General features: G+C 38.8%; 14 protein-coding genes. 12 read left to right on the top strand and 2 right to left on the bottom strand.

Translation table 11 applies throughout. From position 1 onward, the window contains the following. Positions 1-475: 475 nt before the first annotated feature. Positions 476-1,996 carry a carbon-nitrogen hydrolase family protein gene (locus tag Q0794_RS01305; RefSeq protein WP_298939593.1) on the bottom strand — a complete coding sequence of 507 codons (1,521 nt, stop codon included), beginning with the start codon at positions 1,994-1,996 and terminating at the stop codon, positions 476-478. Positions 1,997-2,515: 519 nt separating this feature from the next. Here Q0794_RS01305 and Q0794_RS01300 point away from each other — a divergent pair. The 6 genes from Q0794_RS01300 to Q0794_RS01275 are packed head-to-tail and all read left to right on the top strand — an operon-like array spanning position 2,516 to position 9,668. Next, positions 2,516-3,334: a MurR/RpiR family transcriptional regulator gene (locus Q0794_RS01300; RefSeq protein ID WP_298939591.1), complete on the top strand. Its 819-nt coding sequence runs from the start codon at positions 2,516-2,518 to the stop codon at positions 3,332-3,334. Positions 3,335-3,375: 41 nt separating this feature from the next. Beyond that, entirely contained in the window at positions 3,376-4,380 is a 1,005-nt protein-coding gene (locus tag Q0794_RS01295; protein ID WP_298939590.1) for a bile acid:sodium symporter family protein, read from the top strand. A gap of 51 nt (positions 4,381-4,431) precedes the next feature. After that, a complete protein-coding gene (locus Q0794_RS01290; protein ID WP_298939589.1) occupies positions 4,432-5,628 on the top strand; it encodes an amidase in 1,197 nt (398 codons plus the stop codon). Then, the gene (locus tag Q0794_RS01285) at positions 5,628-7,205 is read left to right on the top strand and encodes a gamma-glutamyltransferase family protein (RefSeq protein ID WP_298939588.1); all 1,578 of its coding nucleotides are present in this window, start codon (positions 5,628-5,630) and stop codon (positions 7,203-7,205) included. The genes Q0794_RS01290 and Q0794_RS01285 overlap by 1 nt, the downstream gene beginning before the upstream one ends. Then, positions 7,195-8,427 (top strand): alanine--glyoxylate aminotransferase family protein, encoded by a 1,233-nt coding sequence (locus tag Q0794_RS01280; protein ID WP_298939587.1) that lies wholly within the window; start codon positions 7,195-7,197, stop codon positions 8,425-8,427. The genes Q0794_RS01285 and Q0794_RS01280 overlap by 11 nt, the downstream gene beginning before the upstream one ends. A gap of 11 nt (positions 8,428-8,438) precedes the next feature. Beyond that, positions 8,439-9,668 carry an allantoate amidohydrolase gene (locus tag Q0794_RS01275; protein ID WP_298939586.1) on the top strand — a complete coding sequence of 410 codons (1,230 nt, stop codon included), beginning with the start codon at positions 8,439-8,441 and terminating at the stop codon, positions 9,666-9,668. A gap of 164 nt (positions 9,669-9,832) precedes the next feature. Here the strand turns inward: Q0794_RS01275 and puuE are convergent, their stop codons facing one another. Next, positions 9,833-10,765 carry an allantoinase PuuE gene (puuE, locus tag Q0794_RS01270; RefSeq protein ID WP_298939585.1) on the bottom strand — a complete coding sequence of 311 codons (933 nt, stop codon included), beginning with the start codon at positions 10,763-10,765 and terminating at the stop codon, positions 9,833-9,835. Positions 10,766-11,077: 312 nt separating this feature from the next. Between puuE and Q0794_RS01265 the strand changes: the two genes are divergently transcribed. The 6 genes from Q0794_RS01265 to Q0794_RS01240 all read left to right on the top strand — a co-directional run. Continuing rightward, entirely contained in the window at positions 11,078-12,514 is a 1,437-nt protein-coding gene (locus Q0794_RS01265) for a nucleobase:cation symporter-2 family protein (protein WP_298939584.1), read from the top strand. A gap of 465 nt (positions 12,515-12,979) precedes the next feature. Further along, on the top strand, positions 12,980-13,984 hold the full coding sequence (locus Q0794_RS01260; RefSeq protein WP_298939583.1) for a BMP family ABC transporter substrate-binding protein: 1,005 nt from the start codon (positions 12,980-12,982) through the stop codon (positions 13,982-13,984). Between the two features lie 137 nt (positions 13,985-14,121). Further along, positions 14,122-15,708, top strand: coding sequence for an ABC transporter ATP-binding protein (locus Q0794_RS01255; RefSeq protein ID WP_298939582.1), 1,587 nt, complete (start codon positions 14,122-14,124; stop codon positions 15,706-15,708). Continuing rightward, positions 15,705-16,835, top strand: a complete 1,131-nt coding sequence (locus Q0794_RS01250; protein WP_298939581.1) for an ABC transporter permease — start codon at positions 15,705-15,707, stop codon at positions 16,833-16,835. The genes Q0794_RS01255 and Q0794_RS01250 overlap by 4 nt, the downstream gene beginning before the upstream one ends. Before the next feature lie 3 nt (positions 16,836-16,838). Further along, entirely contained in the window at positions 16,839-17,804 is a 966-nt protein-coding gene (locus tag Q0794_RS01245) for an ABC transporter permease (RefSeq protein ID WP_298939580.1), read from the top strand. A gap of 498 nt (positions 17,805-18,302) precedes the next feature. Further along, positions 18,303-18,758: winged helix-turn-helix domain-containing protein (locus Q0794_RS01240; protein WP_298939579.1), on the top strand; the 456-nt coding region annotated here is incomplete at its 3' end.

Genomic DNA, 18,758 nt, shown 5'->3' with positions numbered 1-18,758 from the left:
TTAGATAAGATCACTATTTAATTAAAAATAATTGAAAGTTAGATATTAGACTGATTAATATCACTTTTTTTGTGAGATAAAAGAATGTTTTTATACTTACATTTAATGAGTATAAAAATATCTTCATTTTTTAGAGGAAACTATTTACAAGTACAACTTGCCAAAAAACAGGCTAAGTTAACTTTTGCTATAAAATTTATTTTTTATAAAAAATATTTTTGAAGAGATTTAACATCTGATTTAAGATGTATATTTATAAATAAAAGTCAAAAAAGACGTTTAATTCGGTGTGGGTTAACAATGATAGCAAACAATATAATGACTAAATATTGTTCACTATCTTGATGTCGGTTTAAAGTGACAGCTAATTGATATGAGCTGATTGATATCACAGTCAATAAACTCATTTATTCTCAGGCAGGTTCAACTCTGAAGTTCATACTTACTTAAGAGTCACCTCATTCAAGCTTAGCTTTTAACGTTTTCTTAATTCAAATAAATCAGTTCGTCTATCTTTTAGGTTTTTCACACTACCAAACTGATGTAACTCTTTTAATAAATAAAGATCCACATCGGCAATTAATATCATTTCAGTATTCGGTGTTGCTTCAGCTTTAATACCGTTGGAAGGGAAGGCAAAGTCACAAGGTGTAAAAACAGCAGACTGCGCATATTGTATATCCATATTATGTACTTTTGGTAAGTTACCTACCCCACCTGCAATTGCCACATAACATTCATTTTCAATCGCTCTTGCTTGTGAGCAAGCTCTTACACGAGAATAACCATTTTGTGTATCTGTTAAGAAAGGAACAAATAAAATATCCATGCCTTCATCTGCTAAAATTCGGCTTAACTCAGGAAACTCTGAGTCGTAACATACCAATACACCAATTTTTCCACAGTCAGTATCAAAGGCTTTAAGTTGAGTTCCACCTTCCATTCCCCACACTTTGGTTTCATCGGGTGTTACATGTAGCTTTTCAAAACGTTCTTTAGTCCCATCACGACGGCATAAATAACCGACATTATAAAGTCTATCATCAACGATTTCAGGCATGCTGCCGGTAATAATATTAATATTATAACTGATTGCGAGGTCAGTAAATTTCTGCACGATCGTTTCAGTGTATTTAGCGAGTTCTCGAATAGCTTGAGGTTCGCTGAGGTGATTGTGCTCAGCCATTAACGGCGCATTAAAAAACTCAGGGAAAAGTGCGAAATCAGCATGATAACTAGCCACTGCATCAACAAAATATTCAACTTGTTCAATTAATTCATCAAAGTTTTTATAGGGACGCATTTGCCATTGTATTAATCCAAGACGAACCAATTTTTTAGTAGGAATTGTTTGTTTATTGGGCTTTTCATAATAAATATTGCTCCATTTCAACAATACCGCATAATCATTAGAGCCTGTATCCCCTTCCAAATACCCTTTAATAATCCTTGCTGGATAAAAGTCATTAGATATTTGAAAATTCAACACTGGGTCGTGTATTTCTTTACGTTTTACTTTCTCAATATATTCTTTTGGCGACAGTTCATCTGCGAATTTATGATAGTGCGGTATTCGGCCACCAAAGGTTATTCCTTTAAGATTTGCTCTTTCACAAAGCTCTTTACGGTAGTCATATAAACGTCTACCGAGTCTTAATCCTCTAAAGTCAGGCTTAATAAAAACATCAATTCCATAAAGCGTGTCACCATAACTTCTATGGGTATTGAATGTATCGTTACCTGTGATTTCATTGTAAGTATGAGTATCATCAAATGCGGCATAATCAACTTTAATAGACAGTGCACACCCTGCAATCTGATCATTTACCTTAATAACTACTTGCCCTTCAGGAAAATTACTGATCAAAAATTTAATTTGGTGCTCTTCTCGATATGGGTCTTCTAAATTCGTATAAGCTTCGATCATAATTTGCTTAAGTTCTTGATAGTCATCAAGACTTAACAATGATAATTCTACATTCTCTATGTTTTGCATTAAAAAAACCTACAGTGACTATAAAGGTCTGAGTATATTTTAGTTTTTCATTTGTTTACAGGGAATAAGAATATAAAAAATAAGAACAACCTTATCCATATACGACCAAACATAAGCTCTCTACAAACCATGATGCTTCACGATAAAACGTTAATATGTTGCTCTTTTACAGTGCATGTTTTGCACTAAGAAAGAAAAAATAACGTTAAAAACTTATCTCATACTTCAAGAAAAAAAATAACCTATTGTTTTATATGAAAATTTATCTAATTCAAAATATGGCACGTTCGTTGCAAAAATAACAAATAAAGTTTCGATCGTTTCACTTTAACTTACTATAACGATATAATCTCAAACGCAAGTCAGCCTTTGAGCAATAAATATCGACCTAAATCACTTATCAAAAATAGGCTAAGACATAAAGCATTATCTCTGAAACAGAAGCACAGTAAATGTTCTGACTTCTTTGAAGTAATATAAAAACAAAAGGACCTAGAGTGAAAGGAAAAGGAATGAGAAATGACACACAATAGCCATTCATTAATCGATCGTATTAATCATCATTATTCGGAATTAACAGCGAATAGCCGTCGATTAGCTGATTATTTACTACTTAACCCAGAAAAAATACTGATTATGTCCACCAATGAAATTGCTGAAGTTTGCTCTGTCTCTAAAACCAGCGTGAGTCGTTTTATTCGCCGTTTAGGTTATGCAGATCATCAGTCATTACGTAGTGAACTCTTACAAGTACGAGAAAGCGGCGAACCGGTATTAACAAAATCATTGGAAAACTGTGATTTTCACCAAGAGATTCAAGCGTTAGAACTTCTACGAGAGCAAATTAATAGCACAGATCTTGCTCCACTTATTGATAATCTAGCTAATGCTCCACGCATTAAAATTATTGGTTATCGCAACAGTTATCCACTAGCAATGCATTTTAGACAACAACTAATGCAATGTCGTGGCAACGTAGAACTACTGCCTTTACCCGGCCAAACCATCGGGGAGGATTTAGCCGCCATTGAAGAAACTGATTTTGTGATTGTGATAGGCATCCGTCGACGAGTCAGTCATTTTTCTAAAATAATTGAACAGTTACAAGGTAATAAAATATTATTGATCACTGATCAATCAGGACAAAAATATGCATCGAGTGCAAGTCATCTATTGATATGCCATATGAATAATGAAACACCATTAGATAGTTATTCAGTGCCAATGAGTTTAATTTCTCACTTGGTTAATAATACTTATCAAGTGTTAAAAGGAAACGCCACTAAAGTTAGTAGCAAAATAAGTGTCAATTACTCAAAACTCAATGAGCTAGAGTAGTTAATTAAATTATAAAACGGATCGAAAGAGTAAATAAATAGATGATAAATATTATAAGTAAACTTAAAAAAGAATGGTTTTTAGTGGGCATGGTAGTGGCGATTGCACTAGCGGCTATTAGCGCAGACGTTGGAAAAAGTGGTGGTTTAATTCATCTCGATAAAATCACAGGTATTGGTGTCGCGATTGTATTTTTTCTACATGGTTTAGGGCTATCACCCTCAGCTATTAAAGCAGGCATCAGCAACTGGCGCATGCATATTTATATTCAGATGGCGACCTTTGTTGCTTACCCGTTACTTTGGGTTATTTTTGGTGATGTTTTCTTAGCTTATATGCCTGCTGCATTAGCGTTTGGATTTTGTTACCTATTTGTTTTACCAAGTACGATCTCCTCTTCAGTCGCAATGACCAGTGTTGGTAAAGGTAATGTACCGGGCGCCATCTTTAATGCATCACTTTCAAGTATTTTAGGGATCTTTATTACACCATTGTTAATTCAAGCCTTTATGGGATTTGAAGGCGTAGAACTAGACTTAATGGCGTCGATTATTTCTATTTCAAAATTATTATTATTACCAATGATTGTTGGCCAATTAGCGCGTCCGTTATTATTGAAGTTCGCCCAAAAACATAAATCTGTCGTCAGTAAAGTTGATAAATACGTCATCTTATTAATTGTTTATAACGCTTTTTGTGACTCAGTAGCAAACGGTATATGGAGCACATTCACCATAGAAATGCTGATTACCTCAATCGTTATTTGTATCGTAGTGCTGTTATGTATGGTGCACCTTATTCAATGGGGAGCACGCCGCAGTAAATTCGAACGAGCAGATGAAGTTGCAGTTGTTTTCTGCGCGACTAAAAAGACGCTTGCTGCTGGTATTCCGATGGCCACAGTTATTTTTGGCAGTAACCCAGACCTTGGGATGATCTTGTTACCTATCATGTTATATCACCCAATTCAGATCTTCTATTGTGCAATATTAGCTAGCCGCTATGCAGCACAAAGTGAACAAGCGAAACCAGCTTCAAGTAACTAGTCATTTAGACACGCGAAATATTAACAACATTATATAAAAGGAACTTTAAATATGAATGAAACAACAGCTAAAGACACTCGTGTTTATTGCATACAGGGCCCAAGCAACTTAGCTGCAACGGCAGAAGGTGTGCTTAGTAAATTAACATTTGTATTTAAAGACCTATTTGATGTGAAAAGTTATGCCACAGGAGCAGGTAACCCAGCTTGGTTAATAAGCCATCAACCAGCACAACAAACAGCGAGTGTAATTAAAAAACTATTAGCGCAAGGTGCGAATTGTGTAGGGCGAGTACAAACCGATGAATTAGCCTACAGCTTAAATGGTCAAAATATTCATTACGGTACGCCAGTTAACCCTCTTGCGCCAGGTTGTTTACCAGGCGGTTCGTCAAGTGGTAGCGCAGTTGTAGTTGCTAACGGTGAAGCTGACTTCTCAATCGGTACTGATACCGGTGGTTCGGTACGGGTTCCAGCTAGTTATTGTGGCTTATTTGGCTTGCGCCCGACACTGGGGAAATTAGCGTTAGACAATACTTTTGAGCTTGCAAAAAGCTTTGATACCGCAGGTGTTTTTAGTAAAGACTTAACCATGTTATCCAATGTTTTTAACGTGCTAGCAGAACAAAAACAGCAAGGACAAAAAGCGACAACACTTTACCTCGATAACACCTTAGCAAACCAACTTAGCCAACAAAGATTAAGTGGACTCAAGCATTGGTGTGAAGAAGCGAATATCGAATTATTAAGTTGTAACCTATTAGCCGACACAGAACAGACTCTGGATGGCTTAAGTTTATTATTCCGCACTATTCAAGGCTTTGAAATTATTGAAGGACATGATGCTTGGCTAAAAGAGCATGGAGATTCATTAGATCCATCGATTATGCAACGTGTCATGTGGGCTCGCAGTATCACTCAGCAACAGTATGTTGAAGCAAAAGCACAACAACATCTATTCCAACAAAAACTCATTTCTCTATTTAATGAAATGCACGGGTTATGGATACTACCTACCACACCTTCAGGCCCACCAGCTCTGACCATGGAAGGCGATGAATTAGCAGAATATCGTTCACAATTAATGGGATTAACCAGTATTGCTGGTTTAGCCGGTTTCCCGCAATTACATCTACCGATGCAAGGTTTAACGGAAGGTCCTTGTGGTTTCTCGTTAATGAGTATTGCAGATAAAGAAGCAGACTTGATCGAAACGGGTCTTAGTTTATGGCAAGGAGAGCAACAATAATGGCATTTCAAACTTCATTCACCGCCCCTCATTATAAAGCTGCTCAAGCAGGACAAGCGATATTAGACGCAGGCGGAACCGCTAGTGAAGCAATGGTAGCTGCAGCAGCGATGGTAAGCGTACAATATCCACACATGAACAGTATTGGTGGTGATGGATTCTGGCTAATTTGTAAAGCAGGAGAAAAACCAGTCGCGATTGATGCTTGCGGTGCAGCAGCACTGAATATAGATATTGAAAGCTATCGCCAACAAGCGGATGAACTACCAGAAGGTGGCGGTAATGCTGCGTTAACGATGGCAGGCACGATTGCGGGTTGGCAACAAGCGTTAACGTTAAATGCAGGTAACCACACACTAAACGCACTACTTAAACCCGCTATTGATGCCGCTGAACAAGGTATCGACATCACGCAAAGTTTAGTCGATGCCAGTGAAAAAACCTTTTCTCGTTTAAGTCATTTAAGTGCCTTTGCAGAACGATTTTTAAATCAAGGTGAAGTATTAAAAGTAGGTGAAAAACTCACTAATCAACCGTTAGCAGATACTTTTAAACACTTAGCAAAAGTAGGTTTAGATGATTTCTATCGTGGTGAACTGGCGCAACAAATGGCCGATGAATTGATCGAAGCTGGTAGCCCCTTAACCCTAGACGATTTTCATCAATACCAAGCAACAGTATCAACGCCGCTGACGGTAGATATTTCAAAAGGCAGCTTGTATAACCTAGACGCTCCTACTCAAGGTTTAGCTTCGTTATTAATCTTAGCGATTTACGATCGTCTCGTTGATCAAGTCACTTCTGAGGTTGAACATATTCACTTACTCGTAGAAGCCAGTAAACAAGCTTTTATTATTCGTGACCAACAAATTACAGATCCCGCTTGTTTACAAAAACCTTTGCAAGACTGGTTAAGTGAAGATGTTATTGCACAATGTGCGGCCAACATCTCTTTTAAAAAAGCCTTACCTTGGCCACATTTAGCCAAACCCGGTGACACGGTTTGGATGGGCGCAACGGATCAATACGGCACCATGGTCAGTTTCATACAAAGTATTTATTGGGAGTTTGGTTCAGGTGTTGTGCTACCGACGAGTGGCATTACTTGGAATATTCGCGGTAAAAGCTTCACGTTAGATGCCAATCACCACAATGTGCTTGCCGCTGGTAAAAAACCATTTCATACCTTAAACCCTGCTTATGCTGAGTTTAATGATGGTCGCCGCATGGTTTACGGTTCAATGGGCGGCGAAGGTCAACCACAAACCCAAGCCTGCTTGTTCAGTCGTTATATCTATCAAGATATGAATTTATCAGATGCAGTGGCTTCCCCTCGTTGGCTATTAGGCCGAACATGGGGCGACAGTACCAATAACTTACGTTTAGAAAATACACTTTATCAACAACATGGTGCAACACTTCAAGCACTCGGTCACGACATAACAACAGTCGCAGATAACAATGAATTAATGGGGCACGCTGGTGCCATTATGCTCGGTCAAGACGGGAAAGTAGTTGCAACTAGCGACCCTCGTAGTGATGGACAAAGTCTACTCGGAGAAAAAAATGACAACTAATACTTTATTTGAAACGCTTAATCCACCTGTTCGTCTATTAATGGGACCAGGCCCAATCAATGCATATCCTCGTGTGCATCAAGCGATTTCATCTGCCTTAATCGGTCAATACGATCCCGTAATGACAGGTTACATGAATCAAGTGCAATCACTTTATCGTGGTGTGCTTGAAACAAATAATAAACAAACTATGTTGGTTGATGGTACTGCACGTGCAGGCATCGAAGCGGTATTAGTGTCAATTCTCCAACCGGGCGATAAAGTGTTAATCCCAGTAATTGGACGCTTTGGTCACTTATTGTGTGAAATTGCACAACGTGTTGGTGCTGTGGTTAAAACTATTGATATTGAATGGGGTGAAGTTTGCCCACCAGAATTAGTAGAGCAAGCAATTAAAGAGTTCCAACCAAAATTATTAGCAACGGTACAAGGTGATACTTCAACCACCATGAACCAACCGCTGGCTGAAATCGGCGAAATTTGTCAACGTCACGGCGTTTTATTCTACTGTGATGCAACCGCTTCAATTGCTGGCAACGAATTAAAAATGGACGAATGGCATTTAGATGCAGTTTCTGTTGGCCTACAAAAATGTTTAGGCGGCCCATCAGGCAGTGCGCCAATCAGCTTAAGCGACCGATGTGCAGAAGTGATTAACCGTCGTAAACACGTTGAAGCAGGCATTAAAGCAGACCACCATACTGCAGGTTCAGATATTAGAATCCAATCTAACTATTTTGATTTAGCGATGGTCATGGATTACTGGGGACCTGAGCGTTTAAACCACCACACTGAAGCCACTAGCATGTTATACGCAGCGCGTGAATGTGCACGTATTTATCTTGAAGAAGGCAGTGAAAACGTGATTGCTCGTCATAAACAAGCGGGTGATGCAATGGCGATGGGCTTAAAAGCAATGGGCTTAACACTGTTTGGTAACCAACAATACAAAATGAATAACGTGGTTGGCGTGTATATACCAGATGAAGTCGATGGCGATAAAGTACGTGAAGAGTTATTGCTTTGTTTTGGTATTGAAATTGGTACTTCGTTCGGTCCGCTACACGGCAAAATTTGGCGTATCGGTACAATGGGCTTTAATGCACGTCAAGAATGCGTATTAACCACTTTAGCGGCACTTGAATCTGTTCTATTAAAATACAAAGCGCATATTCAACCAGGTCAAGCAGTCACAACTGCAATGCAGTATTACACTGTTTAAAAGGAGAATTCATGCCACAAAATAGTAATGAAGCGGCCACTAAAATTATGCAGTGGGCAGATCACCTCGCTACTTTCACGGCAATGGAAGGCGGTCTACTTCGCGCTTATTTAACACCTGAGCATAAATTGGCGCATCAACAAATTGAAAAGTGGATGCAACAAGCTGAACTACAAACATGGGAAGACAGTGTAGGTAACCAATGGGGACGAAAAGTATCATCAAACCCAACATTACCGACGCTATTAATCGGCTCTCACAGCGATACCGTCGCGAATGCAGGTAAGTATGACGGTAATCTAGGTGTATTACTGGCTATTGAAGCCATGTTTCAATTAGTCGGAGAAGAGCTGCCCTTCCATGTGGATATTGTTGCGTTTGCCGATGAAGAAGGGACTCGCTTTAACACCACCTTAATTGGCTCGAGTGCGGTTGCGGGTTGCTTCCAGCAAGACTGGTTAGCGATACAAGATAGCCAAGGCATTAGCATGGCAGAAGCGATGCGTGACTTTGGTTTGGATCCCGCGTTAGCAGGTCAAGATCAAAAAACCAAAGAAGACACGCTCGCCTATTTAGAAGTGCATATCGAACAAGGCCCTGTGTTAGAAGATCTCGACTTAGCAGTCGGTGTCGTCACCGGTATTGCTGGCGCAAAACGCTATCAATTTAAGCTTAAAGGAATGGCTGGTCATGCTGGTACAGTGCCTTTAGCTTTACGAAGAGATGCGATGTCTGGTGCAGCACAAATGATCAGTGCTATCGAACAATTTGCCTTTGAACATCAAATTGTTGCAACCGTCGGCCGTTGTGATGTTTTCCCTGGTGCAGTGAATGTGATCGCAGGTGAAGTGCATTTCACAGTAGATATTCGCAGTCAATCTCAATCAACATTAGAAAACTGCTGCACACTACTGTTACAGCAATTAACTGATATCGCTGAAGCGCGTCAACTAACCTTGCAACATGAAAAGTTGTATCAAGCAGAAGCGGTTTTATGTAGTGATGATTTACAACAGAAATGGGGTGAAGTCGTTGAGCAACATACGCAAAAAACACCTTGCTTTCTCTCTAGTGGTGCAGGACATGATGCGATGGTGATGACCAACATTACCGATATCGGCATGTTATTTGTACGCTGTGAAAAAGGCATCAGCCATAATCCAAGAGAACAAGTAATTGAGTCTGACGTTGCCGTTGCTTTGGAATGTTTAACTGACATGATCAGAAAACTAGCAGTGTAAAGAACCATTACAATAATCAGTCAATAAACTTAAAAATAGTCTTTAAAATAACGTTCAAAAACACTGACAAAAACGGCGCTTAAATAATGTATTTAAGCGCCGTTTTTTATATCAATTCATCAAACAAAAAAACTGTTTGAATTAAATAAAAATCACTTCGAATATTACTCCGAGTAAGGGTGATTTTCTATCCAATGTTGTGCAATTTCATCTCGACGTGCAATCCATACATCATCATGTGACTGTACGTAATCTAAGAATTTTTTCAGCGCCATAAAGCGGCTAGGCTTACCAATCACACGACAGTGTAAACCAATCGACATCATTTTCGGTTCATCATTACCTTCCGCATACAAGCAATCAAAACTATCTTTCAAGTATTGAAAGAACTCTTCGCCATGGCTAAAGCCATAAGGTGATGAAAAACGCATGTCATTATTATCTAGCGTATAAGGAATAACTAAATGCGGACGCATATCTTCGCCATCTTCACAGCTTGGTACTTGTGACCAAAAAGGTAAATCATCACCATAATAGTCTGAATCGTAAGTTAAACCGCGCTGCTCTCCAACTAGTGAGCGCGTATTAGGCGAATCGCGCCCGGTATACCAACCCGTTGGACGAGTACCGGTCAGTTTTTCAATAATATCTAACGCCTGATGCATGTGCTCACGCTCTTCTTCAATCGGCGTATGTTGATAATGTAGCCATTTCAAACCATGACACGCAATTTCATGGCCGTCTTCAACGATGGCTTTAGTGACTTCAGGGTTGCGTTCTAAAGCAGTGGCAACGCCAAAAACAGTTAATGGTAAGTCACGTAATTTAAACTCATTAAGAATACGCCACACGCCTACTCTAGAGCCATATTCATATAATGATTCCATACTCATATGGCGTCCAGAATAAGCTTCTGCGCCCGCAATTTCAGATAAAAAGGTTTCGGAATGAGCATCGCCATGTAGAACACAATTCTCACCACCCTCTTCATAATTCAGAACAAACTGAACGGCTATTTTAGCTTTATTGGGCCAATTAGCATCAGGCACATTATCGCGACCATAACCAATATAATCACGTGGGTTATCACTATTCATTATTAACTATCCTTAATTTATTTTTATTAATTTAGCAGGAGTCATAAACAATATACGATCTTTTTTTGATCAAATATATCCTCCTGTCTGATTGTTCTAAAATACTTTTTCTCTTATCTTTTTGCTCATTTAAAGTGCGCTACTTGCACCAAGAAAGAATCTACTTACTATTTAATAATGCTAAATTAACTTTAAAAAAATAATAAGCCAATGTTTTATATGGAGTTTTACAACTCTACATTAAATGGCACGATCGTTGCAAAAATAAATTATACAGCCCCAATCGTTTCATGAATGAATAAGGAAATACACATGAGTCAAGAATCAGAGTTAATTTATAAACTTGATGATAACCCATCAAATAAAGAATCCTTTTTTGCTGCAATACAGCATGTATTAGCGAGCTTTATTGGTGTTATCACGCCGACACTGATCATTGGTGGTGTACTTGGCTTAGGTGATGAAATTCCTTATTTAATATCGATGGCATTAATGGTGTCTGGTGTGGGCACTATTATTCAAGCTAAAAAGCCAATGGGGATTGGCGCAGGTATGATCTGTGTTCAAGGCACTAGCTTTGCATTTTTAAGTTCAGTATTAGCGGCAGGCTTTATTGCTAAGGCAAATGGCGGCGGCCCGGATGAGATCCTATCACTTATATTTGGGGTTTGTGTTTTAGGTGCTTTTGTAGAGATTATTGTTAGTCAATTTATTGGTAAGTTAAAACGAGTCATTACCCCAGTCGTTACAGGTACGGTTATTACTATTATTGGTATTAGCTTAATCAAAGTAGGCTTTACTGATTTAGCGGGTGGTCAATGGTTATTAACCAATAAACCAGAACAGTTTGCGAGTTTTGATAATCTATTTTTAGGTGCCCTTGTGATGGTCAGTATTATTGCGGCACATAAATATGGTAATCAATGGGTACGCTTATCTTCAATTATCATTGGTATGATTATTGGCATGATTGCCGCAATGATGATGGGAAAAGTTAACTTTAGTGCGATTACGAATGTTGAGTCGGTGATCAGCCTTCCTATTCCCTTTAAATATGGTTTTTCATTCGACATCGCCGCTTTTATTCCTATTGCACTTATTTATTTGATTACAGCAATCGAAACATCGGGTGATATCACGGCTAACTGTATGGTGTCAAAACAACCAATCGCAGGTAAGTCATACCTCAAACGCATTAAACAAGGTATTTTAGGCGATGGTGTTAACTCATTAATTGCAGGTGTATTCAATACGTTTCCGAATACAACGTTTAGCCAAAATAATGGGGTTATTCAACTAACGGGTATTGCGAGTCGCTTTATTGGTGTGTGGATTGGCGCTATCTTAATCATTATGGGTTTATTCCCACACGTTGGTGCATTATTCCGCGCTGTTCCTAACTCAGTATTAGGTGGCGCGACCATTATTATGTTTGCAACAGTCGCGGTAGCCGGCGTAAAAATTCTGACGCACGTTGAATTAAACAGAAAAAATATGCTGACGCTAGCGATCTCATTCGGCATGGGACTAGGCGTGTTATTAGTGCCTGAAGTAGTCAATACTATTTCTAGTAATATCGGTGGCGACTTTGGTGCAATTGTTAAAAGTATCCTTGGTTCTCCTGTTACAGCAAGTGGCTTAAGTGTGATTTTACTAACGCTATTTTTAGGCGAATCCACAGAACAGTACAATCCTATTATTCAAGACTTTCCAATTGATGAAGAGATGCCTAAAGGGATTAAAAACTAGCACATAAATATATGAATTGGTTATGTAGTTAATCAATTCTCCTTTTCTCATTATCAGAATGGGCTGTGTGGCTCAATTGAAGAACTTTCGTGTAAGGCGAAAATTCTTCAATTAATTTTTAGATAGTGTGATAATTGTCTTAGCAATTTATGCGACGACATTAAACTTAGTAAGTAGTATGAATAACTATTTGAAATTTATATCTAAAATAAAAAATTCAGGTAATTATGTTCAAATAACTATGGCGTTATTTAGTACTTGGCGTATTTTAGTAGATAGCTTTTAGTGAATAGCTCTTATTAGATAACTTTTACTAAATAACTTTTGCTAAATAACCTTCATGGTAGGAAACCTATAATACAAATATTAATAAGAACACTTTATTATAGGAAACTAATAACTGAAGTTTCAAATAGTTAATGAATAACTTTTATCAACCATCAATATATATATTAAGGACAATTTATGAAAAAAATATTAACCACCACTGCGGCAGCCGTCTCAATCGCGCTTTGTTCACTTGTTGCCAATGCAGCTGATTTCAAACCGGCTGTTGCTTATGATTCAACAGGTAAATTTGATAAATCATTTGGTCAAGCGGTTGCAGAAAATGGTGTTATTAAGTTCATGGAGCAATCTGATACTAAAGTACGTGAATTAGTGCCTTCAAGTGATGCTCAACGTGAACAAGGCCTTGAACGTCTAGCGCGTAAAGGTTTCAGCCCGATTCTTGTTGTAGGTTTCCTATACGCAACACCACTACAAAAAATAGCCGCTAAATACCCTGATAGTCACTTCATTATCATTGATGCCGTTGTTGACCTACCAAATGTAAAATCAGTGCTATTTAAAGAGCAAGAAGGTTCATTCCTTGTGGGTGCACTTGCTGCAATGAAATCTAAAACAGCTAAAGTTGGTTTTGTTGGCGGCATGGATATTCCACTCATTCGTCGATTCGCTTGTGGTTATGAGCAAGGTGCTAAATTCGTTAATCAAGACGCTGAAGTATTCCAAAACATGACGGGTTCAACAAATGCAGCATGGTCTGATCCAGCGCGTGGTGCAGAACTAGCAAAAAGCCAATTTAGTAAAGGTGCAGATATCGTATTTGCTGCTGCTGGCGGAACAGGAACAGGCGTTTACCAAGCGGCTGCTGACGAAGGTAAATATGCAATTGGTGTAGACTCTAACCAAAACTACATTCACCCAGGTGTTATGTTAACGTCTATGGTTAAACGTGTTGGTGTCGCAACGGTAGAGGCATTTAATGCAGCTGAAAAAGGTAACTTTACTGCTGGTATCCAAAATCTTGGCTTAAAAGAAAATGGCGTAGATTGGGCATTAGACGAATTCAACCGTGATTTAATTACGCCTGATATGGAAGGTAAAATTGCCGGTATCAAAGCACAAATTGTTTCTGGTGAAATCAAAGTACACGACTACATGAGTGATAACACTTGTAAGTACTAAATCTCCTCGAAAAAATAATTATGCCTCCTTATTAGCAACTTTTTGTTGCCAATTCTTTACTGCGAACTCTTCGCTGCTAAAGTAAGGAGGCATTTTTAGCGATCTATATCAACGGACAGAATAGAGAAACTTAATTTATGTCTCAGCCTCACAATCAACAAAATATTGCCTTAGAGCTCTGTGGTATCGATAAAAAATTCGGTGCAGTACATGCTAATTGTAATATCAACTTAAAGGTACCTGCAGGCACGATCCATGGAATAATTGGTGAAAATGGCGCAGGAAAATCAACCCTAATGAACATCATTTATGGGTTTTATATTGCTGATTCTGGCGATATAAAGATATCAGGTAAAACACGTAAATTAACCAGCTCTAAAGAAGCAATCCGTTACGGCATAGGCATGGTTCATCAACACTTCATGTTAGTTGATAACTTCAGTGTATTAGAAAATGTTATTTTAGGTGCCGAAGACGGCGCGTTACTAAAGCCTAGTTTAAAAAAAGCACGTACCGAATTAGAACGTTTAGCAACAGAATACCGATTAGATGTCCCATTAGACGCCCTAATTGAAGACCTACCTGTTGGTTTACAACAACGAGTAGAAATCCTAAAAGCCTTATATCGTGGTGCCAAAATTCTTATTCTTGACGAACCAACCGGTGTGTTAACACCTCAAGAAACTGATCACCTATTTAAAATATTTGATGCGCTACGTGATAAAGGCGTCACCATCTTATTGATCACGCATAAATTAAGAGAAATCTTAGCAGCAACGAATAATGTATCCGTCATGCGCCAAGGTGAAATGGTCGCACATCGTAAAACGGCTGATACCAATAAAGAAGAGCTTGCTGAGCTAATGGTTGGCCGTAAAGTACGACTTAAGGTAGAGAAATCACTAGCTACGCCTGAAAACGAATTATTATCTACCTCAAAGGTAACTTACACCGATGAAATGGGAGTCGATCGCTTAAAAGACGTTTCTATCTCAATCAAATCCGGTGAAATTGTTGGTATTGCAGGGGTTTCTGGAAATGGCCAATCTGAATTAATGAGCTTATTAGCAGGTCTTATCAAACCTAATTCAGGCCAAGTCAATATTGGACAAACTTGTATTGATTCAATGCATCCGAGTTCTGCAGCACAAATGCGAGAGCTAGGTGTTGGACATATCCCAGAAGATCGCCTTGTAATGGGCTTGATCAAATCATTTAGTGCAGAAGAATCGGCTATCTTAGGCTATCAAAATTCGCCAACTTACAATGGAAAACTACTTAACAAACCCAAAGTAATTAACCAAGAATGTGCACGATTAATGGAAGAGTGGGATGTACGTCCTCGCGATCCTAAATTACGCAGTTCATTGTTTTCTGGTGGTAACCAACAAAAATTAATTATCGGGCGAGAAGTCGATAAAAACCCAGATGTATTATTAATTGGTCAACCTACCCGTGGCGTAGATATTGGCGCGATTGAATTAATTCATAAACGCATTATCGAATTACGCGACCAAGGCAAAGGCATTTTGCTTGTGTCAGTAGAGCTAGATGAAATAATGGCGTTATCTGATCGTATTATTGTGATGTTTGATGGTCACATCGTGGGTGAAGTGAGTGCAGAGCAAGCCAATGAAAAAATCCTCGGCATGATGATGGCAAATATAATGCCTGATGAACTTCTATCAACCACACAACAAACAACCACTGGAGAGCCAATATGAACGACTCAAAGATTCCAGCATGGGTAAATATTATTGTTCTTCCTTTGATTAATATTCTTTTTGCCTTTGCTTTTTCTGCCATTATTTTTATTGCCGTTGACGTAAACCCTATTGAAGCAGCAAAAACCATGATCAGTGGTGCCTTAGGTTACCAAGAAGGGATTGGCTATACTTTTTATTATGCGACTAACTTTATCTTTACTGGTCTTGCGGTTGCCGTCGCCTTTTCTGCTGGTTTATTTAACATTGGTGGCGAAGGACAAGCTTATATTGGTGGGTTAGGTGTGGGTCTGGTTTGTTTAGGCTTAGACCATACTTTACCGTTCTGGGCTATTTTACCGATCACCATGTTTGCCAGTATGGCCTTTGGTGCATTATGGGCGTTTATTCCAGCCTATTTACAAGCTTATCGTGGTAGTCATATTGTTATTACCACCATCATGTTTAACTTCATTGCCTCTTCATTAATGGTTTATTTAATGGTGAATGTACTGAATCAAAAAGGACAAATGGCGCCCGTATCTCGCCTCTTTGAACCTTCAGCTGTCTTACCCGGTTTCCATGAAATAGTAGGATGGTTTGGGTTAAGCTTTTCTGAATCACCAATGAATTTAAGTTTTCTTATCGCCCTCGTTTGTTGTGTATTAGTGTGGTTATTACTATGGAGAACACGTTGGGGTTACGCAATTAGAGCGATGGGTTCAAGCCCTTCAGCGGCTGAATACGGCGGTATTAATCGTAAACGCTTAATTATTATTGTAATGCTAATTTCTGGTGCATTATCAGGCCTATTAAGCCTTAATGAGGTACAGGGTTACGGACAACAACTTAAACTAGGCTTTGTTGCGGGTTATGGTTTTACCGGTATTGCGGTTTGTTTAATCGGTCGAAACCACCCTTTTGGCATTATTTTAGCAAGTGTTTTATTTGGTATTCTTTATCAAGGCGGTGCAGAACTTTCCTTCGATTTCCCAAATATAGACCGAGAAATGATCCAAGTAGTACAGGCGTTAGTCGTTCTATTTAGTGGTGCATTATCGTTAATGTTAGTCAAACCGACTGAGCGATTATTTGTGTACCTTGATGCCAAGAAAAAATCTAAAACCCAATTAGCAGCGGAGGCTTAAATTATGTATGAAAGTATCATTTTAATACTCGATGCGACCTTAAGGGTATCGGCTCCACTTATTCTTGCTGCATTAGCAGGTTTGTTTTCTGAGCGTTCAGGTATTGTTAATATTGCACTGGAAGGGAAAATATTAGCCTCTGCCTTTGCAGCTGCTGCAACGGCATCGATGACAGGTTCAGTTACATTAGGATTATTAGCAGCAATGGGTACATCAGTGCTGTTAGCGATGTTGCATGGTTTTGCATGTATAACGCATCGTGGTGATCAAATAGTATCAGGTGTCGCTATCAACATGCTTGCTGCTGGCTTAACCGTTACATTAGGACGTTACTGGTTTGGTTTGGGTGGACAAACGCCGCCTTTATCGCAAGGTGAACGCTTTACGTCGATTACGTTACCAGGCGCTGATGCCATTGCAGATGTACCCGTCATTGGATTACTTTACAGTGAGCTAATATCTGGACATAACATCTTAGTGTATCTCTCAATATTAATCGTGCCTGTTTGTTGGTGGATCATCTTTAAAACACGCTTTGGTTTACGTTTGCGTGCTGCAGGTGAAAACCCACATGCAGTAGATACTGCGGGCATCTCTGTTGCTTGGTTACGTTACCGTGCATTGATTTGTGCAGGGATCTTAACTGGCATAGCGGGTGCTTATTTATCCACTGCACATAGTGCTGGGTTTGTGCCTAATATGAGCGCGGGTAAAGGTTATATCGCATTGGCAGCACTTATATTTGGTAAGTGGAAACCTGTTCCAGTGTTGTGGGGCTGTTTACTGTTTGGCTTCTTAGACGCGATGGCTATCCGCCTACAAGGTGCGGAGTTACCATTTATTGGTGAAATACCAGTGCAAGCAATTGAAATACTGCCTTATGTGTTAACGGTATTACTACTTGCTGGCTTTATTGGTCGTGCAGTTGGGCCGAAATCAATTGGTGTGCCTTACGTTAAATCTCGTTAGGTTTATTGTCTAGATTGCTGTTTTTTAGCAGCAATCTAGACTTCTTCACTAAACGCTCATAATTTGCCTGTTTTACCCTGCTCTGTTCTGTTTTATTCTGTTCTATCCGGCTCTATTCTATTGCTCTGCTTCATTTTAAAAGTATCGACTTCATTTTAAAGTACTTATCTTTCAATGCCTTTAATTTTCTCGCCAACAACCTACTACGGGCTGCTATGAATTTCCGAATTAACGAATTAACGAATTAACGAATTAACGCTAGCGGTTCATCAAGCAACGCCAAGTCAATCAAGTGATAGAGAAATAGACAGAATTAAATTATATTAATCTACGTCGCTTGCCTGATGTATCAGGAGTGGCTTATTACTTCACATTTTTTAGCTCTATAAGGCGACATTCCACTCGTTATTATAGGGATTCCATTTAGATTATACCATTCCGCCTAATTATGTGATCTAATGTATTCATTATTAACTAATTATATTCTCTTGGTGACGTATGAAAAAACATGACTTTTCTGAATTGGCCAAAACACATAAAAGTGTGCGTATGAGACTGCGTTATTCTGCATTAGCACACTTTCAAGAAGGCCGCTCTCGTACTGATATTGCTAAATTTCTTAAAGTGAGTCGTACTAGTGTTAATAAATGGGTATCTCAATATCATCAAAATGGATTGGTTGGATTAGTTGATAAAAAGACAACGGGTCGTCCCTTACGATTATCTGAAGCCCAATCACATCAACTAATTGAATATATTAATGAATATACAAAAAATGATAAGGGGGGCCGATTAGTAGGCACTGATATCCAGTTGTTTATTGCTGAGAATTTTGACCACCAATATCATCTTTCAAGTGTCTACAAATTACTTCACCGCTTAGGCTTTTCATGGATAACCTCTCGCTCTAAACACCCAAAACAGTCCCTTGAAGTTCAAGAAGATTTTAAAAAA

The sequence above is a fragment of the uncultured Psychromonas sp. genome (genome assembly GCF_947489755.1).
In the GTDB taxonomy this organism is placed as follows: Bacteria; Pseudomonadota; Gammaproteobacteria; order Enterobacterales; family Psychromonadaceae; genus Psychromonas.
This window is presented reverse-complemented; position numbering and strand designations above follow the sequence as displayed.